At 69.4% G+C, this 25,315-nt stretch carries 20 protein-coding genes; 10 read left to right on the plus strand and 10 right to left on the minus strand.

Going from position 1 to position 25,315, the window contains the following annotated elements:
- The 4 genes from chrA to GRX31_RS26745 form a co-directional block, all read left to right on the plus strand.
- A partial coding sequence (gene chrA, locus GRX31_RS26730; RefSeq protein WP_237426789.1) for a chromate efflux transporter occupies positions 1 to 1,341 on the plus strand: 1,341 nt, incomplete at its 5' end.
- A 13-nt stretch (positions 1,342 to 1,354) separates the two neighbouring features.
- Positions 1,355 to 2,182, plus strand: coding sequence for an AraC family transcriptional regulator (locus GRX31_RS26735; protein WP_043792052.1), 828 nt, complete (start codon positions 1,355 to 1,357; stop codon positions 2,180 to 2,182).
- An 84-nt stretch (positions 2,183 to 2,266) separates the two neighbouring features.
- Positions 2,267 to 2,953 carry a B3/B4 domain-containing protein gene (locus tag GRX31_RS26740; protein ID WP_043792050.1) on the plus strand — a complete coding sequence of 229 codons (687 nt, stop codon included), beginning with the start codon at positions 2,267 to 2,269 and terminating at the stop codon, positions 2,951 to 2,953.
- A 321-nt stretch (positions 2,954 to 3,274) separates the two neighbouring features.
- A complete protein-coding gene (locus GRX31_RS26745) occupies positions 3,275 to 5,434 on the plus strand; it encodes a TonB-dependent siderophore receptor (RefSeq protein ID WP_160855647.1) in 2,160 nt (719 codons plus the stop codon).
- A 54-nt stretch (positions 5,435 to 5,488) separates the two neighbouring features.
- On the opposite strand, the gene GRX31_RS26750 is transcribed toward GRX31_RS26745, so the two are convergent.
- A complete protein-coding gene (locus GRX31_RS26750; protein WP_160855649.1) occupies positions 5,489 to 6,439 on the minus strand; it encodes a transglutaminase-like domain-containing protein in 951 nt (316 codons plus the stop codon).
- Positions 6,440 to 6,667: 228 nt separating this feature from the next.
- On the opposite strand from GRX31_RS26750, the gene GRX31_RS26755 reads away from it, so the two are divergent.
- A complete protein-coding gene (locus tag GRX31_RS26755; RefSeq protein WP_160855651.1) occupies positions 6,668 to 7,354 on the plus strand; it encodes a GntR family transcriptional regulator in 687 nt (228 codons plus the stop codon).
- Positions 7,355 to 7,366: 12 nt separating this feature from the next.
- On the opposite strand, the gene GRX31_RS26760 is transcribed toward GRX31_RS26755, so the two are convergent.
- From GRX31_RS26760 to GRX31_RS26770, 3 genes are read right to left on the minus strand one after another with little or no spacing between them, the layout of a single operon-like run.
- Entirely contained in the window at positions 7,367 to 7,786 is a 420-nt protein-coding gene (locus tag GRX31_RS26760; RefSeq protein WP_061287798.1) for a heme-binding protein, read from the minus strand.
- Between the two features lie 49 nt (positions 7,787 to 7,835).
- Positions 7,836 to 10,922, minus strand: coding sequence for an FAD-binding and (Fe-S)-binding domain-containing protein (locus GRX31_RS26765; RefSeq protein WP_160855653.1), 3,087 nt, complete (start codon positions 10,920 to 10,922; stop codon positions 7,836 to 7,838).
- Between the two features lie 8 nt (positions 10,923 to 10,930).
- Positions 10,931 to 11,620 (minus strand): GntR family transcriptional regulator, encoded by a 690-nt coding sequence (locus GRX31_RS26770; protein ID WP_012204897.1) that lies wholly within the window; start codon positions 11,618 to 11,620, stop codon positions 10,931 to 10,933.
- A 159-nt stretch (positions 11,621 to 11,779) separates the two neighbouring features.
- Between GRX31_RS26770 and GRX31_RS26775 the strand changes: the two genes are divergently transcribed.
- From GRX31_RS26775 to GRX31_RS26790, 4 genes are all read left to right on the plus strand, one after another.
- A complete protein-coding gene (locus GRX31_RS26775) occupies positions 11,780 to 13,021 on the plus strand; it encodes a pyridoxal-phosphate-dependent aminotransferase family protein (protein WP_160855655.1) in 1,242 nt (413 codons plus the stop codon).
- A gap of 105 nt (positions 13,022 to 13,126) precedes the next feature.
- Positions 13,127 to 14,173: a Bug family tripartite tricarboxylate transporter substrate binding protein gene (locus GRX31_RS26780; protein ID WP_160855657.1), complete on the plus strand. Its 1,047-nt coding sequence runs from the start codon at positions 13,127 to 13,129 to the stop codon at positions 14,171 to 14,173.
- 11 nt (positions 14,174 to 14,184) lie between these two features.
- Positions 14,185 to 14,778: a tripartite tricarboxylate transporter TctB family protein gene (locus GRX31_RS26785; RefSeq protein ID WP_160855659.1), complete on the plus strand. Its 594-nt coding sequence runs from the start codon at positions 14,185 to 14,187 to the stop codon at positions 14,776 to 14,778.
- A gap of 27 nt (positions 14,779 to 14,805) precedes the next feature.
- Positions 14,806 to 16,320, plus strand: a complete 1,515-nt coding sequence (locus GRX31_RS26790; protein ID WP_160855661.1) for a tripartite tricarboxylate transporter permease — start codon at positions 14,806 to 14,808, stop codon at positions 16,318 to 16,320.
- A gap of 3 nt (positions 16,321 to 16,323) precedes the next feature.
- Here the strand turns inward: GRX31_RS26790 and GRX31_RS26795 are convergent, their stop codons facing one another.
- From GRX31_RS26795 to GRX31_RS26820, 6 genes are all read right to left on the minus strand, one after another.
- On the minus strand, positions 16,324 to 17,367 hold the full coding sequence (locus GRX31_RS26795) for a transporter (protein ID WP_160855663.1): 1,044 nt from the start codon (positions 17,365 to 17,367) through the stop codon (positions 16,324 to 16,326).
- A gap of 179 nt (positions 17,368 to 17,546) precedes the next feature.
- Complete coding sequence (locus tag GRX31_RS26800; RefSeq protein ID WP_160855665.1) at positions 17,547 to 18,164, minus strand: hypothetical protein; 618 nt, start codon at positions 18,162 to 18,164, stop codon at positions 17,547 to 17,549.
- Between the two features lie 133 nt (positions 18,165 to 18,297).
- Positions 18,298 to 19,029 (minus strand): ligase-associated DNA damage response endonuclease PdeM, encoded by a 732-nt coding sequence (gene pdeM, locus GRX31_RS26805; protein ID WP_202396728.1) that lies wholly within the window; start codon positions 19,027 to 19,029, stop codon positions 18,298 to 18,300.
- 16 nt (positions 19,030 to 19,045) lie between these two features.
- The gene (locus tag GRX31_RS26810) at positions 19,046 to 21,931 is read right to left on the minus strand and encodes a ligase-associated DNA damage response DEXH box helicase (protein WP_160855667.1); all 2,886 of its coding nucleotides are present in this window, start codon (positions 21,929 to 21,931) and stop codon (positions 19,046 to 19,048) included.
- A gap of 22 nt (positions 21,932 to 21,953) precedes the next feature.
- Positions 21,954 to 23,645 (minus strand): ATP-dependent DNA ligase, encoded by a 1,692-nt coding sequence (locus tag GRX31_RS26815; RefSeq protein WP_160855669.1) that lies wholly within the window; start codon positions 23,643 to 23,645, stop codon positions 21,954 to 21,956.
- Positions 23,642 to 24,682, minus strand: coding sequence for a ligase-associated DNA damage response exonuclease (locus GRX31_RS26820; protein WP_017404396.1), 1,041 nt, complete (start codon positions 24,680 to 24,682; stop codon positions 23,642 to 23,644). Before GRX31_RS26820 ends, GRX31_RS26815 begins: the two co-directional genes overlap by 4 nt.
- Before the next feature lie 189 nt (positions 24,683 to 24,871).
- Between GRX31_RS26820 and GRX31_RS26825 the strand changes: the two genes are divergently transcribed.
- Positions 24,872 to 25,135, plus strand: a complete 264-nt coding sequence (locus GRX31_RS26825) for a DUF2789 domain-containing protein (RefSeq protein ID WP_034364437.1) — start codon at positions 24,872 to 24,874, stop codon at positions 25,133 to 25,135.
- Positions 25,136 to 25,315: the final 180 nt, after the last annotated feature.

Raw genomic sequence — 25,315 nt, forward strand, 5'->3', positions numbered from 1 at the left:
CCCGCGGCCCCTGTGGCCCCCACCCGCGCCGAAGCCCTGCGCTACTGGCTGAAGCTGGGCTGCATCAGCTTTGGCGGGCCGGCCGGGCAGATCGCCATCATGCATGAGGACCTGGTGGAGCGGCGGCGCTGGATCTCGGAGGGGCGCTTCCTGCATGCGCTCAATTACTGCATGCTGCTGCCCGGCCCCGAGGCGCAGCAGCTGGCCACCTATATCGGCTGGCTGCTGCACCGCACCTGGGGCGGCATCGTGGCCGGCGGGCTGTTCGTGCTGCCCTCGCTGGTGCTGCTGATCGGCCTGTCCTGGATCTATGTGGCCTTCGGCCATGTGCCGGCCATTGCCGGCATCTTCTACGGCATCAAGCCGGCCGTGACGGCGCTGGTGGTGCAGGCGGCCTGGCGCGTGGGCTCGCGCACCCTGCGCAACGGCTGGCTGTGGGGCATTGCCGCGGCGGCCTTCGTGGCCATCTTCGCGCTGAAGCTGCCGTTTCCGCTGATCGTGCTGGCGGCCGGCGCACTGGGCTACCTGGGGGGCAGGCTGGCGCCGCGCCACTTCGCCCCTGCAGGCGGGCACGGCCACGGCCACGGCGGCGGCAGCCACGGCCCGGCCGTCATCGACGATGACACGCCCGTACCGGCCCATGCACGGTTCAGCTGGCGTTTTTTCAGCCAGGTGCTGGCGGCCAGCCTGGGGCTGTGGGCGCTGGCGCTGGGCCTGCTGACCGCCGCCTTCGGCTGGCAGGGCGCACTCACCCAGATGGGCTGGTTCTTCACCAAGGCGGCACTGCTGACCTTTGGCGGCGCCTATGCCGTGCTGCCGTACCTCTACCAGGGTGCCGTGGACCACTACCACTGGCTCACGGCCACGCAGATGATGGACGGGCTGGCCCTGGGCGAGACCACGCCGGGGCCGCTGATCATGGTGGTGTCCTTCGTGGGCTTCCTGGGCGGCTGGAGCACGCAGGTGTTCGGCCCCGATGCGCTGCTGCCTGCCGGCGCCGCCGCCGCCCTGGTCGTGACCTTCTTCACCTTTTTGCCGTCCTTTGCCTTCATCCTGCTGGGCGGCCCCTTCATCGAGTCCACCCATGGCAGGCTGGGCTTCACCGCGCCGCTGACGGGCATCACGGCCGCCGTGGTGGGCGTCATCGCCAGCCTGGCCGTGTTCTTTGCCTGGCATGTGCTGTGGCCCCAGGGCTGGGCGGGTCCCTTCGACTGGCCGTCCGCACTGCTGGGCCTGGCTGCGGCGGCCGCGCTGCTGCGCTGGAAGGTGGGCGTGATCCCCGTGGTGGTGGGCGCGGGGCTGGCCGGCCTGGCGATCACGCTGGCGCGCCAGATTGGATAGGAAAGGCTGCGGCATGGTATCGACCACGGATGGGCATTTCAGCTGGCTGCGCTGCCGCACCGCAGGCGTGGAGGCCGTGGCCGCAGACACGGCGAGGCACTTTGGGCGGCACGCCCACGAGCAGTACGGGATCGGCCTGATTGAGCGTGGCGCGCAGAAATCCGCCAGCGGGCGAGGTCTGTACGAGGCCGGGGCTGGCGACCTCATCATGGTCAACCCCGGCGAGTTGCATGACGGCATGCCCCTGGGCGATGGCGGTCGCGCCTGGCGCATGCTGTACCTGGAGCCCTCGGTCGTGGCCGGGCTCATGGCGGACATGGATGGCGCAGGGCCGGCGGCCGGCTTCGAGTTCCGCCAGCCCGCCGTGCGCGACCCGCGCCTGGCCGCGTGTTTTCAGACCCTGTACCGCAGGATGACCGGCAGCGGCGAGCCAGCGGACGCCCTGGACCTGGACGAAGCCCTGCTGCAGCTGCTGGGCGGCATGCTGCAGCGCCCTGCCCCTGCGCCCCGCGCACCGGCCCCCATCACCCTGGCCCGCGCCCGGATGGACGACGATCCCGGAGCGCCCCTGACCCTGGGCGCCCTGGCCCACGAGGCGGGCCTGAGCCGCTACCAGTTCCTGCGCGCCTTTGCGCGCGCCACAGGCATGACGCCCCATGCCTATCTGCTGCAGCGGCGCCTGCACCAGGCGCGCGGGCTCATCGCCAGCGGCATGCCGCTGGCCGAGGCCGCCGCGCACAGCGGCTTTGCCGACCAGAGCCATATGACGCGCCTGTTCGTGCGCAGCTTCGGCATGGCGCCCGGCTTCTATGCCAGGGCAGCAAGCGCCTGCGCTGCGTGACGCGCTGCAATTTCCTTCAAGACCACGCAAACCGGCCTGGCGAGGATGGGGATCACATCCCCTCTCCACTCACAAGGCCCGATCTTGCCGTTCTCCTACGCACCCTCCATCCCCCGCGACTTTCCTGAACTGGCCACGCAGGCCTTGCTGCTGCGCGGCCTGTCACCCGACGTGCCCGCACACGCCGTGATCGCCCCCTTCATGGCACAGGCCAGGCAGAACCTGGCCTGCACCCCGGAAAGCGAGATGCCATCCATTCAGGCCTGGCGGCGCGGCTTTGCCAGGATGGGCCTCAAGCCCACGCAATACCGCTGCGCCGCCGAGGCCCTGCTGCGCCGCCTGCGCAAGGAGGGAGATCTGCCGGGCCTGCATCCGCTGGTGGACCTGTGCAATGCGGCCTCGGTGGCCTTTGCCATTCCCGTGGCCGTCTTCGACCTGGACCGCATCAGCGGCTGCCTGCAGGTGCGCCCCGCAACCGGCAGCGAGGTCTACGAGACCTTCTCGGGCGAGATCGAATATCCCGAGCCCGGCGAAATCATCTTTGCCGACACGGCTGGCCGCGCCCACGCCCGGCGCTGGTGCAACCGCCAAAGCGGCCACTCGGCAGTGCGCGAATCCACCGTCAACGCGCTGATCGTGACCGAAGCGCTGCACGCCACCGGCAAGACGGATACGCAGCAGTTGGTGCAAGCCTTGCAGGCGGCGGCCGGTCGGCTGTGGCCCGAGGTAGTTTCACACCCAGGCAACCCCTTGCAGGCCGCCCAGGCCTGAGGCGCCCGGGGCCGCTGGCGCCCCGGCACGAAGAGGGCTATCACGCTGCGCGGACTTCCCGCAAGCAAGACCGTACGCGTATCGCACCGCCCTGCACATCGACCCGCAGGTCCCTTCAAAACAAGCTTCTACGCTATCAAAATGATAACAATACGTTGCATGCTACATACAAATGAAAAGAAAAAGAAATCATTCCCATTGTCATTCTAGAATCCGCACCCGCCATGACAGGCTGCGCTGCTGGCCCCAGGGCCGGCAGCAGCGCCGACGCACCCAGAGCACGCCCCACGGCACAGGTTTCCCAGCTCTCGACCATTGACCATGCTTACCCAAAGACTCTCGCGCACGGCAGTTGCGCATGCCGCCCTGCTTGCCCTGTGCGGCGCAGCCCACGCACAGGCCCAGCCTGACAAGGTCCCCGAGGCCACGCTCGCCCCGGTCACCGTGAACGCAGGCACCGAGAAGGAAAATCCCACCGGCCCTGTGGTGGGCTTCACCGCCAAGCGCGCCATCTCGGCCACCAAGACCGACACGCCGCTGATAGAGACGCCCCAGGCCATCAGCGTGGTCACGCGCGACCAGTTCGAGGCCCAGGGCGTGCAGACGCTGCGCCAGACCACCGCCTACAGCGCCGGCGTGGTGTCCAACTATTTCGACAGCCGGGTGGACAGCTTCTCGGCACGCGGCGGCAACGTGAGCCAGTACCAGGACGGGCTGCTGCGCACCTACGGCACCTACAACACCAGCCGGCCCGATCCCTACACGCTGGAGCGCGTGGAATTCCTGCGCGGACCCTCTTCCGTGCTCTACGGCCAGGGCAGCGTGGGCGGCGTGCTCAATCTGACCAGCAAGCGCCCGCAGGCCGAGGCGCTGCGCGAGGTGCAGGTGCAGATGGGCAGCTACGGGCGCAAGCAGATCGCCGCCGACCTGACAGGCGCCGTCACCGAAGACGGCCAGTGGCTTTACCGCCTGGTGGCCGTGGGCCGGGAAAGCGGCACCCAGGTGGACCATGTGAACGATGACCGCCTGGTGATCGCGCCCAGCCTGACCTGGCGGCCCAGTGCCGATACCTCGCTCACGCTGCAGGCGCTCTACCAGAAGGACAAGAGCGGCTCGCTGATTGGCTTCTTCCCCTGGCAGGGCACGCGCCTGCCCAGCCCCTACGGCCAGATTCCCACCAGCACCTTCATCGGCGAGCCCGGCTGGGACTCGTTCGACACAGAGAACAAATCCTGGGGCTACCTGTTCAGCCACCGCCTGAACGCGGACTGGACCGTGCGCCAGAACCTGCGGCGCACCATCAGCGACGTGGACTACCGCTCCATCTACACCAGCTTCACCGCCATCCCCGGCCAGGGCCGCCCTGCGCGCCCGGTCTTCAACCCCGACAACCGCAGCGTCTACCGCGATGCCTCCTGGCAGGTCAACGGCGGGCGCATGCTGGTGATCGACACGCAGCTCGAAGGCAAGCTGCGCTGGGGCACGGCCGAGCACACCGTGCTGGCCGGCATGGATGCGCAGCGCAACAGCACCAGCCAGTCCACCTGGCGCGGAGTGACCGCGCCGTTTGACGTCTACAACCCCGTCTACGGCAACTTCACGCCGCCCACGGCCTCGCAGCTGGTGCGCCAGCCGGGCGTGTCGCAAAAGCAATTGGGCTTCTACGCCCAGGACCAGATCAAGTGGGGCCGCTGGACCGCCACCCTGGGCCTGCGCCACGACAGCGCGCAGACGGACACCGAAGGCCGTCCCGCCTCCGCCGTGGACGAGAAGGCCTGGACCAAGCGCGCAGGCGCCACCTACCAGATGGACGGTGGCTGGGCGCCCTACCTGGGCTACTCCGAGTCCTTCCAGCCGCTGGGCGGCGTGAACGTCTACGGCACGCCCTACAAGGCGCAGCGCGGCGAGCAATGGGAAGCCGGCGTGAAATGGCAGCCACCGGGCCAGGGCCTGTCGGCCTTCGCCGCCGTCTACACGCTGCGCGAGAAGAACCGCAAGACCACCGACCCCGCCAACCCGCTCAACAGCCTGCAGATCGGCGAGGTCAAGGTCAACGGCTTCGAGGCCGAGCTGACCGCCAGCCTGGCCCGCCACTGGGACGCCACGCTGGCCTATGCGTACACCGACGCCGTCATCTCCCGCAGCAATGGCGGCGACCAGGGCCAGCGCGTGACCAGCGTGCCGCGCCACACGGCGTCGGCCTGGCTGACGCACCGCTTTGCCAGCGAAGGACGCGGCGGCTGGAGCCTGGGTGCGGGCGTGCGCTACACGGGTTCGCAGTGGACGGGCACCAGCCTGGTAGACACGCCTTCGGCCACCCTGCTGGACGCCATGGTGTCCTATGACGCCGGCCCATGGCGCCTGGCCTTCAACGTGGTCAACCTGACCGACAAGGTGCAGATCACGCAGTGCCTGGCACGCGGCGACTGCTTCTACGGCCAGCGGCGCACCTTTGCGGTGACGGGAACGCACCGCTTCTGAGGACCGCCGCCGCGCGCCTCACACAGCCCAGGCATTTCACGCAGCGCAGGCAGCTCAGGCAGGCAGCTGCCTGAAGCTCCTTCGGTCCGCCGTGCTGCCAAACGATGCGCAGCCCGACAGCACGGCGGGCGAAGGCGCGGTGGTCGACAGCGCCTCGCTGCACAGCCGGGGCAGCTGGCTGTGCTCGTCTTCCAGGGCCTGTGTCTGGATCATGGGGGCCATGGCCACCACGTTGCCGAAGATGGTGGCAAAGGCCACGTCGGCCGCGTCACGGCCCGTGCCAAAGCGCATGAAGCCCATGGGAATGGCCGTGCCCGATGCATCGAACAGGTACCACCTGTCGCCCAGGTAGGCTTCCACGTAGGCATGGAAATCGGGCGGGCCCAGCGCAGGGTCGGCACCGTAGTCCGTGCCGGTGGCGATGCGGGCGGGAATGTTCAGCGCGCGGCACAGGGCGATCATCAGGTGCGTGAAATCGCGGCACACGCCCACCTGCTCCACCAGGGTATCGACGGCCGAGGTGGACGAGTTGCTGGTGGCCGAAGCGAAGGTCACCAGCTCCTGCACCCATTGCTGTATGGCCAGCACGCGCGAATAGCCGGGCGCCAGTTGGCCGAAATTGCGGAAGGCCAGCTGCATCAGCCGGTCGGACTGGCAGTAGCGGCTGGGGTAGATGTACGGCAGCACCTCCAGCGGGATGCAGCGCACCGGAACCTCGCCCAGCACGGCCGGATCCTCGCGGTGGTGCGCGATGCAGACGGTGGCCGTGTAGGTCAGGTGCAGGGGGCCGGGGTTGGCATGCAGGCGCATGAAGCGCGTGGAGGTGGCGGGCTCGGTGGCAATGTCGGGCTCCACCGGCTGGCTGAGCACCAAACGCTCGTTCTCCACCGTCTGGTGCGAGGTGTGGGCCGCATGGATGTTGAACACGAAGTCGGCCCCGGCCGGATCGCGGATGTCATAGGCAAGATCCACCTGGATCTGCAGCCTGATTCCTGGTTGGGCCATTGTTTTTCCCTGGTTGGTCTGTCGGATCGGCATCCATGGTGGGATCAAGAGTCTCCGCCGGCCGTAGGCCCCTGCTGAAAAGCCTGTAGTGCTTGGCAGGGACAGCGCGTGCGCCCGCCCGGCGGCCCGCAGGGGATGCAAACTCGGCTAACATCGGCGCCGCCCCGCATGGCGCAATACCTGTGGCGGGGGCATCCACCAGCCAGGAACAGCCAAGGAGACCGCTAGATGGCGGAGATCATCGAGATATCGCGGGCGGCGCTGCACGAGCAGGTGGCGGACCGTTTGCGGTCCATGCTCATCGAGGGGCGCATCGCCCCGGGCGCCAAGCTCAACGAGCGCGAGCTGTGCGAGCAGCTCGGCGTCTCGCGCACGCCGCTGCGCGAGGCCATCAAGCTGCTGGCCGCCGAAGGCCTGGCCGACCTGCTGCCCAACCGCGGCGCCATTGCCGTCAAGCTGAGCGAGGCCGATGTCATGCACGCCTTCGAGGTGCTGGCCGGCATCGAGGGCCTGTCGGGCGAACTGGCCGCCCAGCGCATCACCGACCAGGAATTCGCCGAGATCCGCGCCCTGCACTACGAGATGATGGCCAGCGTGGCGCGCGCCGACGTGTCTGCCTACTACCGGCTCAATGCCTCCATCCACGCGGCGCTGAACAGCGCCGCCAAGAACCCCGTGCTGACGGAGACCTTCCAGCGCATCAACAACCGCGTGCAGTCGCTGCGCTTTCGCACCAACCTGGACACGGCCAAGTGGAAGCAGGCCGTCAAGGAGCACGAGGCCATGATCGAGGCCCTGGGCGCACGCGACGCCACGGCCCTACGCGAGCTGCTGGTCACCCACCTGCACCACAAGCGCGATGCCGTGCTGGCCATGCTGCGCGCCGAGGCCCTGCAGCCGCGCAAGTCGCGCTGAAGCCCAGGGCCGCTAACGCTGCGGCGCGGCCCCCAGCGCCGCAATCCCCGCCCGCGCCACCTCCGCATCCTCGGCCGGCTTCACCCCGCTGACGCCCACGGCGCCCAGGCAGTGGCCCTCCCTGGTGATGGGCACGCCGCCTTCCAGCAGGCCCTGCAGCGCAGGCACGCTCAGGTAGGCGGTGCGGCCACCATTGATCATTTCCTCATAGAGCCGGCTTTCCTTGCGGCCCAGTGCTGCGGCGTGGGCCTTGGCCGGCGCGATGTGGGCCGAGGCCGGTGCCGCGCCGTCCAGGCGCTGCAGCCACAGCAGGTGGCCGCCGTCATCGGCGATGGCGATGCTGACGGCCCAGCCGCGCGCCGTGGCATGCGCCTCGGCGGCCTGGGCGATGGCCTTGATGTCCTGGAGGTCCAGGCAGGGCTTGTGCTTCATGGGAGTGCCTTGGTCTTGTGCGGGATGGAGGATGGCGATCAGCGGGCAGTCAGCGGGCGTCCAGCAGGCTTTCCAGCAGCCGCGCCACATGCACGGCTTCGCGCGCCGTGCCGTCGGCGATCTGGTGGCGGCAGCTGGTGCCGTCGGCCACGACGATGGCCTCGGGGCGCTGGCGTATGGCCGGCAGCAGGGCCGCCTCGGCCATGTCCATGGAGACCTGGTGGTGGCTGGCCTCGTAGCCGAAGCTGCCGGCCATGCCGCAGCAGGAGCTTTCGATGAGCTCGGGCTGGGCGCCGGGAATCAGCCGCAGCACGTCGAGGATGGGGCTGACGGCGCCAAAGGCCTTCTGGTGGCAATGGCCGTGCACGAGGATGGGCGCCTCGGCGGCGCGCAGCGGCAGCGCGAAGCGGCCGGCCTTCACTTCACGGGCAATGAATTCCTCGAACAGCAGGGCCTGGGCGGCAACGGCCTGCGCAGGCTCGCCCAGGCCCATGACCAGGGCTTCGTCGCGCAGGGTCAGCAGGCAGGAGGGCTCCAGGCCGACGATGGGAATGCCGGCCCGGGCCAATGGCGCCAGGGCGTTGATCAGCGCACCCGCGCTGGCCTTGGCCTGCTCGACCATGCCGGTGGCCAGGTAGGTGCGGCCGCAGCAGTGGTGGCCGCCGCCCTCTTTGGCGGACTTGCTGGCGGTGTGCAGCGCATAGCCGGCCGCCTGCAGCACGCGCGCGGCGGCCAGGGCGTTTTCGCTCTCGAAGGTGCCGTTGAAGGTGTCCACGAAGAGCACGGCCACGCGCTCGCCGGCCGCCGCGCGGGCCAGGGCCTGGTCGCGGTCAAGAAGGGTATGTGCTTCGGGCGCGCGCCAGAAGGTGTCGCTGCGCCAGGCCGGCAGCGAGCGCCGGGCGGACAGGCCCAGCAGTTTTTCGCCCAGTTGGCGCAGCACGGGCAGGCGGTTGCGCAGGTTCAGCAGCCAGGGCATGCGGCTGGCCGTGGCCGCGTAGCGCGGCAGATGGGCGACCAGCCGGTCCTTGAGCGTGTGGCCATGGCGGGCCTTGTAGTGGGCCAGGAATTCCACCTTCATGCGGGCCATGTCCACGCCCGTGGGGCAGTCGCGCCTGCAACCCTTGCAGCCCACGCACAGGTCCATGGTGTCGTGCAGGGCCTCGCTGGTGAAGGCGTCCGGGCCCAGTTGGCCCGAGATGGCCAGGCGCAGGGTGTTGGCGCGGCCCCGCGTCAGGTGCTGCTCGTCGCGCGTGACGCGGTAGCTGGGGCACATGGTGCCGGCGTCGAACTTGCGGCAGTGGCCGTTGTTGTTGCACATCTCCACGGCCTTGGCAAAGCCGCCGGTGACGTCGCCGCCCGTGCCGGGCGCCGTGGTGACTTCGGTGACCGGGTCGGCCTGCACGTTCCAGGCGGACCAGTCGAGCACGGGCGTGATGGGAATGCGCCGGTAGGGCCGGGGCGCATCGGCGGGCGCAAAGCGGAACAGCCGGCCATCGTCCATCCTGGGCGTATCGATGATCTTGCCGGGGTTGAACAGGCCCTGGGGATCGAACTCCTGCTTGATGGCGCGCAGGGCCTCGGTGATGGCGGGCCCGAACTGCCAGGCAATCCACTCGCCGCGGCACAGCCCGTCGCCGTGCTCGCCGCTGAAGGCGCCCTTGTATTTGCGCACCAGTTCGGCCGCTTCCTCGGCAATGGCGCGCATGCGCGCCGCGCCGTCGGTGCGCATGTCCAGGATGGGCCGCACATGCAGCGTGCCCACGGAGGCATGGGCGTACCAGGTGCCCCGGCTGCCATGGCGCGCGAACACTTCGGTGAGCGCGTCGGTGTACTCGGCCAGGTGCTGCAGCGGCACGGCGCAGTCCTCGATGAAGCTCACGGGCTTGCCGTCGCCCTTGAGGCTCATCATGATGTTCAGCCCCGCCTTGCGCACTTCCCAGAGGTTTTTCTGGGCCGCTTCCTCGGGCATTTCCACCACGCTGCCGGGCAGGCCCAGCTCGCCCATGAGTTCCACCAGCTGGCGCAGCCGCGCCAGCAGCGCGGCGCGGTCGTCGCCGGCGAATTCCACCAGCAAGATGGCGGCCGGGCGGCCGATGAGCGCGGTCTCTATGGTGGGCCTGAAGGCCGGGTTGGCCAGGCCCAGTTCGATCATGGTGCGGTCCACCAGCTCCACGGCCGTGGGGCCCAGCTTCACGATGTGCTGGGCCGAGTCCATGGCCGCGTGGAAGGTGGGGAAGTTGACCACGCCCAGCACCTTGGCGCGCGGCAGCGCGCTGAGCTGCAGGGTGAGCGAGCGCGTGTAGGCCAGCGTGCCCTCGGCGCCTATCAGCAGATGGGCCAGGTTGACGCTGCCGTCGGCCGTGTAGGGCCGCTCGCTCTGGTTGTCGAAGATGTCGAGGTTGTAGCCCGCCACGCGGCGCATGACCTTGGGCCAGTGAGCGTGGATGTCCTCGCGGTGCTGTTGCGCCAGCCCGTGCACGAACTGCGCAATGCGCGCCGCGCGGCCCGTGGCCTGGGCGACGGGGCCGAAGTCCAGCAGCTCGCCATCGGCCATCCAGGCGCGGGCGCCGCGCACGTTGTGCACCATGTTGCCGTAGGCAATGGAGCGTGAGCCGCAGGAGTTGTTGCCCGCCATGCCGCCCAGCGTGGCCTGGGCGCTGGTCGATACGTCCACCGGATACCACAGGCCGAGCTTCTTGAGCCGGGCGTTGAGGTGGTCCAGCACCAGGCCGGGCTCGACCTCGGCCGTGCCTGCATCAGGGTCCACCGAGAGGATGTTGCGCAAATGCTTGCTGTTGTCGATGACCAGGGCCGCGCCCGTGGTCTGCCCGCACTGGCTGGTGCCGCCGCCACGCGGCAGCACGGGCACCCTCAGCTCGCGGGCGATCTGCAGGGCCGTGGCGATGTCCTGCTCGCAGGTGGGCACGAAGACGCCCACCGGCATGATCTGGTAGATGGAGGCATCGGTGGCATAGCGCCCGCGCGAGGCGGCGTCGAACAGAACCTGGCCGCGCGTGTCCGAGCGCAGGCGGCGCGCCAGCATCTGGCTGACATCGTCGGGCGGCAGCACGGTGCCGGGGGCGGGCACGGTGTCGTCGGCGGAAGCGGCAAGGCGGTGCGTGGATTCCATCAGCATGGCGGCTCTCATTCGTTCATGGTTCGTGGGTAGATCTGGCCTGCCTTGAGCAGGGCGATGACGGTGTCGCGCTTGTGCTCCAGGTGGGCCACCAGCACCTGGCGCAGCGCGGCGGCGTCGCGCGCCTGCAGCGCCTCCAGCATGCGTTCGTGCTCCTGGACGGCGCGTTTCCACTTGGCCGCGTCCTGGTTGGTGCGAAAGCGCAGCGACTGCACGCGGGCGTTGATGCGGCCATAGGTCTCGGCCAGCACGGGGTTGGCGGCGGCGCGGTTGATGGCCGAGTGGATCAGCGCATTGAGCCGGTAGTAGCCGGACAGGTCCTGGCGCGCATGGCTGGCCAGCATCTCGAAGTGCAGGGCCCGCACCTCGGCCAGTTGCTGCTCGCTGATGCGCTGCGCGGCCAGCTCGCCCGACATGCCCTCCAGCCCCGCCAGCACTTCGAAGGTCTGCAGCACATCGGCCTCGCCCAGGCGCACGGCCACGGCGCCGCGGTTGGGCACCAGGTCCACCAGCCCTTCGGAGGCCAGCAGCTTGATGGCCTCGCGCAGCGGCGTGCGCGAGACGCGCAACTGCTCGCACAGCGCGCGCTCGTTGAGCTTGGCACCGGGCGGTATGCGCCCTTCCACCAGCCAGGTGCGCAGCCGCGCCGCCACCTGGTCATGCAGGGCAAGCCGCGAAATCTCGATGATCTCCGCCATGGATTCTCCTGGTCGAATGAATTTTGCATTCATTTTTACGCAAGCATTTCTCAAGGCATTCATGGTTATCACCAAGGCATTTATGAATTTTGAATGCAAAAATTCGCAAACACCCTCCCCCCGCAGACCGACCTGGCATTTCCTTGAAAAGGACGCACCATGCTCACGCTCGACAACCATCCCACGGGCCGCCACTTCCTCCAGATCCCCGGCCCCAGCCCGGTTCCCGACCGCATCCTGCGGGCCATGAGCCTGCCCACCATCGACCACCGGGGGCCGGAGTTCGGCCAGCTCGGCCTGAAGGTGCTGGCCGGCATCCAGCAGGTCTTCAAGACCCGGCATCCGGTGGTGATCTATCCGGCCTCCGGCACGGGCGCCTGGGAGGCGGCCCTGATCAACACGCTCAGCCCTGGCGACCATGTGCTGATGTTCGAGACCGGCCACTTCGCCTCGCTGTGGCAGAAGATGGCCACGCGCCTGGGCCTGTCCACCGAGTTCCTGTCCTATGGCGGCTCCGACGAGCATCTGCCCCAGGCGCCGGGCTGGCGCCATGGCGTGCAGGCCGGGCTGATCGAGGCGCGGCTGCGCAAGGACACGGAGCGCCGGATCCGCGCCGTGTGCGTGGTGCACAACGAGACCTCCACGGGCGTGACCTCGGACATCGCCGCCGTGCGCCGGGCCATCGACGCGGCGGGCCACCCGGCCCTGCTGCTGGTGGACACCATCTCGGGCCTGGCCAGCGCCGACTACCGCCATGACGAATGGGGCGTGGACGTGACCATCAGCGGCTCGCAAAAGGGCCTGATGCTGCCGCCCGGCATCAGCTTCAACGCGCTGTCGCCACGCGCGCTGGAGGCCGCCAAAAGCGCCAGGCTGCCCAAGTCGTTCTGGGCCTGGGACGAGATCGTGGAGATGAACCAGACCGGCTACTGGCCCTACACGCCCAACACCAACCTGCTGTACGCCCTGTCCGAATCGCTGGACATGCTGCTGGCCGAAGGGCTGGATACGGTGTTTGCGCGCCACCAGCGCTGGGCGGCCGGCGTGCGTGCCGCCGTGCAGGCCTGGGGCCTGCCCATCCAGTGCGCCGATCCGCAGGTCTACTCGCCCGTGCTCACCGGCGTGATCACGCCCGAAGGCGTGGATGCCGATGCCCTGCGCCGCCTGATCCACACGCGCTTCGACCTGTCGCTGGGCGCGGGCCTGGGCAAGCTCAAGGGCCGCATGTTCCGCATGGGCCACCTGGGCGACAGCAACGACCTGACGCTGCTGGCCATGGTGGCGGGCGTGGAGATGGGCCTGAAGCTGTCCGGCATCCGTCTGGCCGGCAGCGGCGTGCAGGCGGCCATGGATTACTTCGCGGCCCACGCCGCAGCCGGGGCCCTGCGCAAGGCCGCCTGAACCCATCGGCCCCGCGCCGAAACCCCTTGGCAGAGCCGGAGCACATGGCTCGCCCCCTTGATCGTGGATTGCACCCATACCAGGAAATAACAGGAGACAAGAGACATGACATCGCCCCGCAACCGCCTGGCGGCAACTGCCGTCGCCACCCTCGCCGCCACAGCCGCCACAGCTGCCATCACCCTCGCCGCCCCTGCCGCCTGGGCGCAATGGAAGCCCGCCAAGTCCGTCGAACTCGTCGTGCCGTTCTCGGCCGGTGGCGCATCGGACCAGATGGCACGCGTGATCCAGGCCATCGTCACCAAACACAAGCTGATCGAGCAGCCCGTGGTCATCCTCAACAAGGCCGGTGCCTCCGGCGCCGAGGGCATTCTGGACGTCAAGGCCTCGGCGCGCGACCCGCACAAGCTGCTGGTGGCCTCCACGGCCATCTTCACCCTGCCCATGGCCACGGCCCTGCCCTTCCAGTGGCGCGACCTGAATCCCGTGGCCATGATTGCCCAGGACCAGTTCGTGCTCTGGGTCAATGCCGAGACCGGCTACCAGACGCCCGCCGACTACCTGGCCGCCGCGCGGCAGGCCGGCGGCAAGTTCAAGATGGGCGGCACCAGTTCCAAGCGCGAGGACCAGATCATCACGGCCAACATGGAACAGGCCGCCGGCGTGAAGTTCACCTACATCCCCTACAAGGGCGGCGGCGAGGCCAGCACCCAGCTGGTGGGCAAGCACATCGACTCCAACGTCAACAACCCCAGCGAGTCCATGGCGCAGTGGCGCGCAGGCCAGGTGCGGGCGCTGTGCGTGTTCGATACGCAGCGCATCGAGTACACGGCCAAGGTCACGGGCAGCCAGGCGCTGTCGGACATCCCCACCTGCAGGGAGCAGGGCCTGGATGTGCAATACACCATGCTGCGCGGCTTCTTCCTGCCGCCCGGCACCACGCCCGAGCAGGCGCAGTTCTATGCAGGCGTGATGCGCAAGATCGTGGACACGCCCGAGTGGAAGGAGTACCTGGAGAAAAACGCGCTCAAGCCCGAGTACATGACGGGGCAGGCCTTCGTGGACTTCCTGGCCAAGGACGAGACGCGCCACCTCGACATCATGAAGAAGGCCGGCTTCCTGTCGGCCAGCGTGGCCGCCGCCGCCAAGTGAGGAGCCGCGCCATGGACACCGCCATCCACCTTGCCCCGCCCTCCTCCAATGCAGCGGCAGCGGCAGCAGCAGCCCCGGCCCAGCCCTCCGGCGCGGCCACCGAATCCATCCCCGCCACCGAAGCCCAGGCCCCCGGCCTGTCCCGCCGCCATGTGGAGTACGGCGTGGCCGCCGTGCTGCTGGCGCTGGCCGTGCTCGTGGTCTGGGACAACCAGCGCATTGGCGCAGGCTGGAGCGACACCGGCCCGCAGGCCGGCTACTTCCCGCTGCGCGTGGGCGCCGTGCTGGGCATCTGCGCCATCGCCGTCTTCGTGCAGGCGCTGCGCAGCCGCAGCCAGGAGCAGTTCGCCAGCTGGCTGCAGCTCAGGCGCGTGGCCCAGGTGCTGCTGCCGCTGACGGCCTACATCGCCGTGATCGCGCCGCTGGGCATCTACGCGGCCTCGGTGCTGTTCATCACGGGCTTCATGGTGTTTGCGGGCCGTTATCCCTGGTGGAAGGCCGTGGCGCTGTCGGGCTTCACCAGCGTGCTGCTGTTCTACGTCTTCGAGATCCAGTTCAAGGTGCCCCTGCCCAAGGGTCCGCTTGAAGCCTGGCTCGGCTATTGACCCCTGTCGCCGCCACGGAGCAACACCATGGACGAACTCCAATACCTCGCGCACGGCTTCGCGGCCGTCACCACCTGGCAGAACACGGGACTGATGCTCACGGGCATCCTGCTGGGCATCGTGGTCGGCGTGCTGCCGGGCCTGGGCGGCCCCAACGGCGTGGCCATCCTGCTGCCGCTGACCTTCGGCATGTCGCCCACCTCGGCCATCATCCTGCTGTCGTGCATCTACTGGGGGGCGCTGTTCGGCGGCGCCATCACCTCGGTGCTGTTCAACATCCCGGGCGAGGCCTGGTCGGTGGCCACCACCTTCGACGGCTATCCCATGGCCCAGCAGGGCCACGCCGGGGCGGCGCTGACCACGGCCTTCACAGGCTCGTTCATCGGCGCCATCTCGGGCGTGATGCTGATCACCTTCCTGGCGCCGGTCGTGGCCTCGTTCGCGCTGCAGTTCGGGCCGCCGGAGTTCTTTGCGGTCTTCTTCCTGACGTTCTGCTCCTTCATCGGCATGGGCAAGGAGCCCAAGGCCAAGATCGTGGCCGCCATGGCCGTGGGCCTGCTGCTGGCGGCCGTGGGCATGGACACCATCTCGGGCGACCTGCGCATGACCTTCGGCTCCACGGCGTTGCTGCGCGGCTTTGATTTCCTGGTGGTGGTGATCGGCCTGTTCGGCATCAGCGAGATCCTGATGACTATCGAGGAAGGCCTGGCCTTCAAGGGCAAGAAGGCCTCCATCGACCTCAAGGTGGTGTTCAGGACCTGGGCCCGGCTGCCGCGCTACTGGCTGACCATGCTGCGCTCGGCCCTGGTGGGCTGCTGGATGGGCGTGACGCCGGGCGGCGCCGTGGCGGCCAGCTTCATGGGCTACGGGCTGGCCAAGAAGTTCTCGCGCGACCCCGACAGCTTCGGCAAGGGCAACCCCGAAGGCGTGCTCGCCCCTGAGACCGCCGCCCACGCGGCCGGCACCTCGGCCCTGCTGCCCATGCTGGCCCTGGGCATTCCGGGCTCAGCCACGGCGGCCGTGCTGCTGGGCGGGCTGATGATCTGGGGCCTGCAGCCCGGCCCGCTGCTGTTCACCGAGCAAAAGGACTTCGTCTGGGGCCTGATCGCCAGCATGTACCTGGGCAACATCGCCGGCCTGGTCATCGTCATGGCCACCGTGCCGCTGTTCGCCGCCATCCTGCGCGTGCCGTTTTCCATCGTCGCGCCCATGATCCTCATGGTCTGCGCCATCGGCGCCTTCACCGTGCACGGCAATGCCACGGACATCTGGCTCATGCTGGTCTTCGGCGTGGTCGGCTACGTGTTCAAGAAGCTCGACTATCCACTGGCGCCCATGGTCCTGGCCATCGTGCTGGGCGACCGCATGGAAGACGCCTTCCGCCAGAGCATGCTCTCCAGCCAGGGCGAGCTGGGCATCTTCTGGCACAACGGCCTGTCCGGCACCATCACCACGCTGGCCCTGCTGATGCTGGTGTGGCCGCTGCTGGGCAAGTTGCGGGCGGTGGCGTTCGGGGCGAGGGCAAGGGCTGTGGCGGCCTGAGCCCTAATCCCTGTACCGCTTCTTGCGAAACGCCAGCCATGCGGCGATGACGGTGAAGGCGACGACGATGGACACCACGATCCAGAAGCCGTGCTCGTGCTCGGCCAGCGGTATGCCGCCCACGTTCATGCCGAACAGGCCGGCCAGGATGTTGATGGGCAGGGCCAGCACGGTGACCACGGTCAGAACGAAGAGGCTGTTGCTGTTGTCCTCGTTCACGGCGGCGGCCACCTCTTCCTGCAGCAGCTTGATGCGGTCCTGCAGGGTCTGCATGTCGCGCAGCATGAGCGAGAACTCCTCGCTCGCTGCGGCCAGGCCGCGCCGGTCTTCCTCGCCCATCCAGCCGGGGGGCTGCTGCAGCAGGCGGAACAGCGCGGCGGGCTCGGGCGCCAGCAGGCGCTGAAGGCGCACCAGCAGGCGGCGCAGCCGGCCCAGGTGGGCGCGCGGATGGTGGTAGCGCTGGGCCAGGATGGCGTCCTCGATGTCGTCCACGCGCACCGTGGTCTCGCGCACCACCTTGACCAGCACATCGGCCTGGGTGCGCATCAGGTGCTCCAGCAGCTCGGCCGTGCTGGCGGGGCTGTCGCCGCGGCGCACGGCGTCGCGCAGGGCATCGACAGAGCGCAGCGGCTGGGTGCGCGCGGTGATGACCAGGCGCTCGTCCAGGCAGATCCACAGCGTGGCGATGTCGGCCGAATCGAAGTTGAACTCGAAGTTCACATCGTTGAGCACGGCGACCAGGCTGTCGTCGGCGCGCTCGATGCGCGTGGAGGTCAGGCCCTCGCGCAGGGCGGCATAGAACACGTCGGGCAGGCCCGCATGGCGCTGCAGCCAGCGCAGGGACTGGGTGTGGGTCAGGTTGAAGTGCAGCCACAGGAAATCGCGCCGGCCCGCATCGGACCGGGCTGCGGCATCGGCCAGCCACTGCGCGGCGGATGGCGCCGTCACGGCCTGCACGCACTGCCGTGTGTCACTGAAGAAGCGCCAGCCGCAGATCAGGCCTGCGTCTTCGTGGGCCTGTGCCAGGGGGGAGGCTGCATCGGTCATGGGGAGGAGGAAGCACCTGCGGAAGTGGCCTGCGCGGGCCGGGCAAGTGCGGGATTCTTGGCTGCGTCCATGACAGGGATGTGACAGCCGTCATCAGACTGTCATGCACAGGCCCTTGCGTCCCCTCTCCGCCCCCTCACTGCCCTTTCTCCGCCTCCTCCCCTTGCCGCGACCTTGCATCAGCACATCACGACGTTCTCCAGCGAGAACGAGAAGGGGCGGGAATTCGCCCCCGAGCCGCCGCCGCGCATCACGATGTCGGCACGGGAGATGCCCAGCAGGGAGATTTCGGTGTTCATCTGGGAGACGATGGCCGAGTTCATGATCTGGCCCTGCTGGATGTGCGAGGCCACGCCGATCCAGATGCTGGGCTTGAATTCGAAGATGGCCTTTTGCCGGGGGGCAATCGCGGTCTTGACGGCCAGCAGCCTGCCGTCCTTGTAGCAGCTGGCGTTGATGGCGCCTTGGGGCAGCGCGTTGAGCACCTGCACTTCCTTGGAGCTGGCGCCGTAGCCTGCGGGCGCCAGGCGATCGCCGGCGGTGGACGGCGCCATCTGGAACTGCTGGCCGTACTGCGCCTCCAGCTGCGGCGTGCAGTTGCCATGGCTGTCGCTGGCGCCGACCTGCAGGCCCAGCGGAAAGGTGAACGGATGGTTGTCGCCCTGGCCGCAGTACTTGATGACGCGCCAGGCCACGGCAGGCGCATCGAGGTCGCTGGCGACGTTCTTCTGGAAGATGACGATCTGCGGGTGGTTCGCGTCGTTCGATTGGTTGAAGAAATTGAGTTGAACGCCCATGCATTCCTCCTGGTGGAACGAAAAGCGCTGCGGCATCCCCGGGCACTGCCTGCTGTCCCGCCACGCTTGCTGCGGGAGTCACTGTAGGGAACAACGGCCTTGCGGAGAATTACGCCCGATTACATCCCTGGGCTCACCCAGGCACGGCCCAGACCCGGTCCGCGCCCACGGCAAAGAGCTGGCGGCCTGGCTCGGGCGGCAGGCTGGCCATGCCGGTGAACAGGCCGAAGGCGGGCAGCAGGGTAAAGCCCGCGTGCACGGCAAAGCACGGCAGACGCAGGTTGTCGCGGCCGGTGCCGCGCAGCACGATGGCGGGATGGACATGGCCGGCCAGCACATGCCAGGGCCGGGCCTGCTGCGCCTGCAGGTCCTGGGTTGGCGGCTGGGGGTGATGGCAGGCGGCGAACGGCCCCAGGTGCCAGGGCTCGTCCACGATGGCAAAGCCCAGCGCGGGCGGCGGATCGCCTGCGTGGCTGTCATGGTTGCCGCGCACCAGCACCAGTTCCACGGCCGCATGGCGGCTGCGCCAGCGGGCCAGTGCAGCCAGTACGGCAGGATTGCGTGCCTCGGCCGCGTGCAGGAAGTCGCCCAGCACCACGAGCCGCCGCACGGGCAGGCCCAGAAGAAGGGCCGATAGCCGCTCCAGGTTGCCCTGCGTGGTGCCCGCCGGCACGGGAATGCCGCGCGCGCGGAAGGTGGCGGCCTTGCCCAGGTGCAGGTCGGCGATGAACAGCGTGCCCTGGGCGGGCCACCACAGCGCATGCTGGGCCAGCAGGTGCACGGGCTCGCCGGCCAGGAACATGCCCAGGCTGCCGGCCAGGGCGTCGGGGGAAACAGGACTTGGCAACGGTGCGTGGCCTTTCATCAGCGGTGCAATGGTTCTACAGCAGCGGCAAGGGCCGCGAGGGCTTGCGCACGCGGCGCGGGCGGCGGCTGGCGGCATCGGCCTCGGGGCCGTCGGTGGCCTGCAGCGAGAAATCCAGCGTGCGGCGCACGGCGGCCGTGTCCTCGTCCACGGCGGAGGGCTGGTCTGCCTTGGGCTTTTTCCGTGGACGCAGCGGCGGATCGGGCGGGATCAGGTCCTGCGTGCGCGGCTCGCTGGCTGCACCGCCGGCGTCTGCCGCCTCGTGCAGCTGGGCCAGCATGCGCGCGATGCGGTCGGCCAGGTGCTCGTTGGTGAGCTTTTCGCGAAAGCGCTCCACCATGAGCGGAAAGGCAAACGGGCTGGGACGGCGCAGCGCGCTCACCACCAGCGTCTGCGCCTGCATGCGGCGCAACGCGGCCAGCAGCTGGGCGACATCGAGTTCCTGGCTCAGCACTTCCTCGTCGGCCTGGCGCAGCAGCAGGTTGCTGTCGTCGTACTTGCGAAACACCTCGAAGAACAGCTGGGCCGAGGCCTGCAGCTGGCGCGCGCTGCGGCGCTCGCCCGGGTGGCTCTGGAAGATCAGGCCCGAGACGCGGGCGATCTCGCGGAAGCGCCGCCTTGCCATCTCGGTGGCGTTGAGGCTGGCCAGCACTTCGTGCAGCAGGGCATGGCGGGCTTGATGGGCCTCCTCGCCCGCCAGGTGGGCATCGTCGGCAGCCTGGTCCCAGTGGCGGTCCGCATTGGCGGTGTTGCGCGTGGCGACCGCCTGGCTGGCGGACACGCGCCCGGGCACTGCCACGGCCTGGGCCGGCTCGGCGCGCAGCAGTTCGGGCAGCATGGCGGCCCAGTCACGCTCGGTGGCGCTCAGCAGCTCCAGCCCGTAGTCGTTGACGGCGATGGAGAAGGTGCCCGTCTCGCCCTGGGCGGCGCGCCAGGCCAGCAGGCTGGCCATGCCCATATGGGCATGGCGGCCTGCAAACGGATAGAGAAACAGGTGCCAGCCCTCGCGCGTGCGCAGGGTTTCGGCCAGCAGCGTAGCGGGCGTGGGCAGGGCCGACCAGCGCTGCTGCACTTCCAGCAGGGGGCGCACGCAGCGCAGTTCGGGCGAACGGTAGTCGCCCGCTGCCGCCAGCGCCAATTGCTGCACCACGAAGTCGGCCAGCACGGTGGACAGCGGCATGCGCGCGCCGGCCCAGCGCGGCACGGTGGGCCGCGTTCTGGCGGCGCGGCGCACGTAGGCGGTCATGTCCTCGATGCGCACCAGCTCCAGCACCTGGCCAGCGAAGACAAAGGCATCGCCGGGCGACAGGCGCGACAGAAAGCTCTCTTCCATGCTGCCCAGCCGCGCGCCGTGCAGGATCTGCACGCTCATGCTGGCATCGCTGACGATGGTGCCGATGTTGGCGCGGTGCCTGCGCGCCAGCCGCGCGTCGGGCATGCGCCAGATGCCCTCCGCGTCGGGCCGCACGCGCTGGTAGTCGGGATAGGCGGCCAGCGAGGGGCCGCCGCGGTGCACGAAGTCCAGGCACCACTGCCAGACCGCAGGCGCCAGCCCGGCATAGGCGACGGTGCGGCGCACTTCGGCATACAGCTCATCGGGCACGAAGCCGCCGCCCAGGGCCACGGTGGCCAGGTGCTGCACCAGCACGTCGGCGGGCTGGCGGGGGCTGGCGCGCATTTCCACCTGCTGCGCGCGCACGGCGGCGCGGGCGGCGGCGGCCTCCACCAGCTCCAGGCTGTGCGTGGGCACCAGGGTGATGCGCGAGGGCCGGCCCGGCGCATGGCCCGAGCGGCCCGCGCGCTGCAGCAGGCGCGCGATGCCCTTGGCCGAGCCGATCTGCAGCACGCGCTCCACGGGCAGGAAGTCCACGCCCAGGTCCAGGCTGCTGGTGCAGACCACGGCCTTGAGCGTGCCGGCCTTGAGCCCGGCCTCCACCCATTCGCGCACACCCCGGTCCAGCGATCCATGGTGGATGGCCAGCAGGCCGGCCCAGTCGGGCCGGGCCTCCAGCAGCGCCTTGTACCAAAGCTCGGCCTGCGAGCGCACATTCACAAAGACCAGGGTGGAGCCAGCCGTGGCCTCCAGCTCGCGCACCACCGCCGGCAGCATGGCCAGGCCCAGGTGGCCGGCCCAGGAAAAGCGCTCGGGCCGGTCGGGCAGCAGGGTGTCCACCACCAGGCGCTTGTCCACCTGGCCCTGGACCAATACGCCGGGCCGCGGCTGGCCATGGTCGTCCAGGCCCAGCAGTGTCTGCATGGCCTCGTCCAGATTGCCCAGCGTGGCCGACATGCCCCAGACGCACAGCTGCGGGCTCCAGCCGCGCAACCGTGCCAGGGCCAGTTGCAGTTGCACGCCGCGCTTGTTGCCCAGCAGCTCATGCCATTCATCGGCCACCACCAGGCGCACGGAGCCCAGCAGCTCGCGCGCATCGGCGCGCGCCAGCAGCAGGGACAGGCTCTCGGGCGTGGTGACCAGCACGGTGGGCAGCTGGCGCGACTGCGCGCTGCGCTCGGCGCTCCCCGTATCGCCCGTGCGTGCGCCCACGGTCCAGCGCGCCAGCGCGGGATGGCCCTGGGCCAGCGCCTGCAAGGGCGTCTGCAGGGCCTTGAGCGTGTCGGCCGCCAGGGCGCGCATGGGCGTGATCCACAGCACGGTGAGCGGTGCGGAGGCCGGTTTTCGTTTTCCGGTGTGCGCCGGCATCGGGGTTTGCGGCGGGCCCGCAAAGGCCTGCAGCGCGCCCAGCCAGACCGCATAGGTCTTGCCCGCGCCCGTGGTGGCATGCAGCAGGCCGCTGTGGCCCTGGGCCAGCGCCTTCCACACGGCGCGCTGGAAGGCAAAGGGCTTCCAGCCCCGTGCGGCAAGCCAGGCGGTGGCGAGGGGGTGGGGGGAACGGGTGGCCATGGCGCGGTGCGTCAAGGGTGGGTCACGGGTCGGAGTGCGGCAGCAGGGCGGCCAGCGTATCGATGGAGTCGGCCTCCTGCACAGGCTTGTCCTCGCGCCAGCGCAGCATGCGCGGAAAGCGCACGGCGATGCCGCTCTTGTGGCGCGCGCTGCGCGCAATGCCCTCGAAGCCCAGCTCGAACACCAGGGTGGGCCGCACGCTGCGCACGGGGCCGAAGCTCTCCACCGTGGTCTTGCGGATGATGGCGTCCACGCGCGCCATTTCGGCATCGGTCAGGCCCGAATAGGCCTTGGCGAAGGGCACGAGGGCGCGGCCCTCGGTGCCGGGCGGCGCGTTCCAGACGGCAAAGGTGTAGTCGCTGTAGAGGCTGGCGCGACGGCCGTGGCCACGCTGTGCATAGATGAGCACGGCGTCCACGCTCAGCGGATCGATCTTCCACTTCCACCACACGCCGCTGTCCTTGGTGCGGCCCACGCCGTAGGCGGCATCGCGGACCTTGAGCATCATGCCCTCCACTCCCAGGGAACGGGCCTGCTCGCGCAGTTCGGCCAGGGCGGCCCAGCTGTCGCCTTGCAGCACGGGGCTGGCCAGCAGTGCCGGATGCGCCACGGCGGCCACCAGCTGCTCCAGCCTTGCGCGCCGTTCATGCTGGGGCAGCGCGCGCAGGTCCTGGCCGCCCTCCTCCAGCAGGTCATAGGCCAGCAGCACCACGGGCAGCTCGCGCAGCAGCTTGGGGCCCAGGGTCTTGCGGCCTATGCGCTTTTGCAGGTCGGCAAAGGGGCGCACATGGGCGGGCGCCTCGCCCTGCTGCTCGGCCCAGACGACGATCTCGCCGTCGATCACGGTGCCCGCAGGCAAGGCATCGCCCATGGCCTGCAGCTCGGGGAAGCGCTCGCTCACCAGTTCCTCGCCGCGCGACCAGATCCAGGTGCCCAGCGCGTCACCGCTGCCGCGCCGCACGATCTGGGCGCGTATGCCGTCCCATTTCCACTCCACCACCCATTGGGACGGCGGGCCGAGCACGGCGTCGAACTGCTGCAGCGGCAACTGCAGCGGATGGGCCAGGAAGAAGGGATAGGGGTGGCCACGGGCTTCGCCCGAATGCGCGTCATCGCCCTCTTCCTCGCCTGCCACCAGCCGCAGGTAGTCGGCCGCCCCGGGCCGCGCGCCGATGTGGGTGTAGCCCATGAGCCGCTGGGCGATGCGCTTGGCATCCACGCCGCTGACGGCCGCCAGCGCCTGCGTGACCTGCAGCCGCGACACGCCGACCCGGAAGGCGCCGGTGATCAGCTTGAAGTAGACCAGCCGCTCATCGGCCGCCAGCCGCGCCCATTGCATGCGCAGCGTGTCCGCCAGCGCCTCGGGCGCCATGCCGCGCAGCGGCAGCAGGTGGTCCGTGACCCAGGCGGCCAGGCCCAGGTCGTGCGCGTCACCGGGTGGCGGCAGCAGCAGCGCAATGGTCTCGGCCAGGTCGCCCACGGCCTCGTAGCTTTCGTCGAACAGCCATTCGGGCAGGCCGGCAGCCTCGCGCGCCAGCTCCTTCAAGACCTTGGTGGGCACCAGCTGGCGCGGCTTGCCACCGGCCAGGAAATAGACGGCCCAGGCCGCATCGGCAGGCGCGGCGGCGCGCAGATAGGCCTGCAGCGCGGCCTGCTTGTCACGGCTGGCGGTGCTGGCGTCCAGCGCGCGGTAGAGGGCGGCGAAGTCCTTCATGGGGCGGGCGCCTCATCCGGTGCAGCCTGGGCGGCGGCAGCCTCGTCCTCATCACCGTATTCGGTCTGGAAGGCCTGCGCATCCAGGCCCTGCTCGCGCAGCCAGCGCACCAGCACGGCCACGCTGCCGTGGGTGACGAAGACCCGCTCGGCGCCCGTGGCACCAATGGCGTACTGCAGGCCGGGCCAGTCGGCATGGTCGGACATGACGAAGCCCCGGTCCACGCCACGGCGGCGGCGCGTGCCGCGCAGCTGCATCCAGCCGCTGGCAAAGGCATCGGCATGGCCGGGAAACCGGCGCATCCACGGCGTGCCCTGCGCCGAAGGCGGCGCCAGCACCAGGGCGGTCTTGAGCCGTTGTGCATCCACGCCGGGGTCGGTGACGCGCAGCGTGGGCGGCAGGTCCACGCCCGCCGCGCGGTACACGGCATTGAGCGGCTCCACCGCGCCGTGCACGACGATGGGGCCGATGCCGCTGTCCACCCCGTGCAGGATGCGCTGGGCCTTGCCGAAGGCATAGCACAGCAGCACCGAGGGCCGGCCCTGGGCCGCGTTGGCCTGCCACCAGGCGTTGATGTCGGCCATGAGCTCGGGCTGGCGGGGCCAGCGGTAGATGGGCAGGCCGAAGGTGGATTCGGTGATGAAGGTGTCGCAGCGCACGGGCTCGAAGGGGGTGCAGGTGCCGTCGGCCTCGGTCTTGTAGTCGCCCGAGGCCACCCAGACCTGGCCGCCATGCTCCAGCCGCACCTGGGCCGATCCGAGCACATGGCCGGCCGGGTGCAGGGAGATGCGCACGCCGTGGTGATCGATGGCTTCGCCATACGGCAGGGTCTGCAGCGTGATGTCCGCGCCCAGCCGTGCGCGCAGCACGCCTGCGCTGTCGTCATGGGCCAGGTAATGGGCGTGGCCGGCGCGCGCATGGTCGGAGTGGCCATGCGTGATCACGGCCCGCTCCACGGGCCGCCAGGGGTCGATGTAGAAATCGCCGGCCGCGCAGTACAGGCCTTCGGGGCGGGCCACGATCAGGTCGGCGGGCATGCGGGATCGGGGAAAGCAGTGCTCATGTCCCCATGCTAGTGGGGCAGTCGATGGGCGCGCGCTGGCCCGGAGCGCGGCAGGCTGTCAGCCTGCACCTACCCGCGCAACGAACGACAGCAACCGGTCCGCAGGGCCGGTCAAATCGGGGAAGATAGCGCCCTCTCATCCCACACACATCCACACGCCTTCATGAACAACTCCGTCGTACGCATGTCCAATCTCTTCCTGCAGCTGGGCCTGGATGCCAGTGACCAGGCCATTGCCGATTTCATCCGCGCGCACCAGCTGGCCGCCGATGTGGATGTGGTGGATGCGCCCTACTGGAGCGATGCGCAGCGCCAGTTCCTGGCCGAGCAGCTCAAGGCCGATGCCTCTTGGGCCATCGTGGTCGACCAGCTCAGCGAGTCGCTGCACGAGGACGCGGTCAGGCGGCGCGCCGAAGGCTTGAGCTGAAGCGAGGCTGCCTGTCCACCCCGATGGCCTGCATGGACGGCAGCCCCAGGCCGCGAACGGCCATGCCGCGCCAGGACGAAGGCTGTCGGCTCACAGTCCTCCAAAGAGGTGCCTGCCCCTCAGGCCCATCCGCGTCACAAAACTGAAACAGGGAGATCGTAACATTCCCTAACAATTTTG

Origin of the sequence: Delftia sp. CH05 (assembly GCF_009827015.1) — a bacterium.
GTDB classification, from domain to species: domain Bacteria; phylum Pseudomonadota; class Gammaproteobacteria; order Burkholderiales; family Burkholderiaceae_C; genus Comamonas; species Comamonas tsuruhatensis.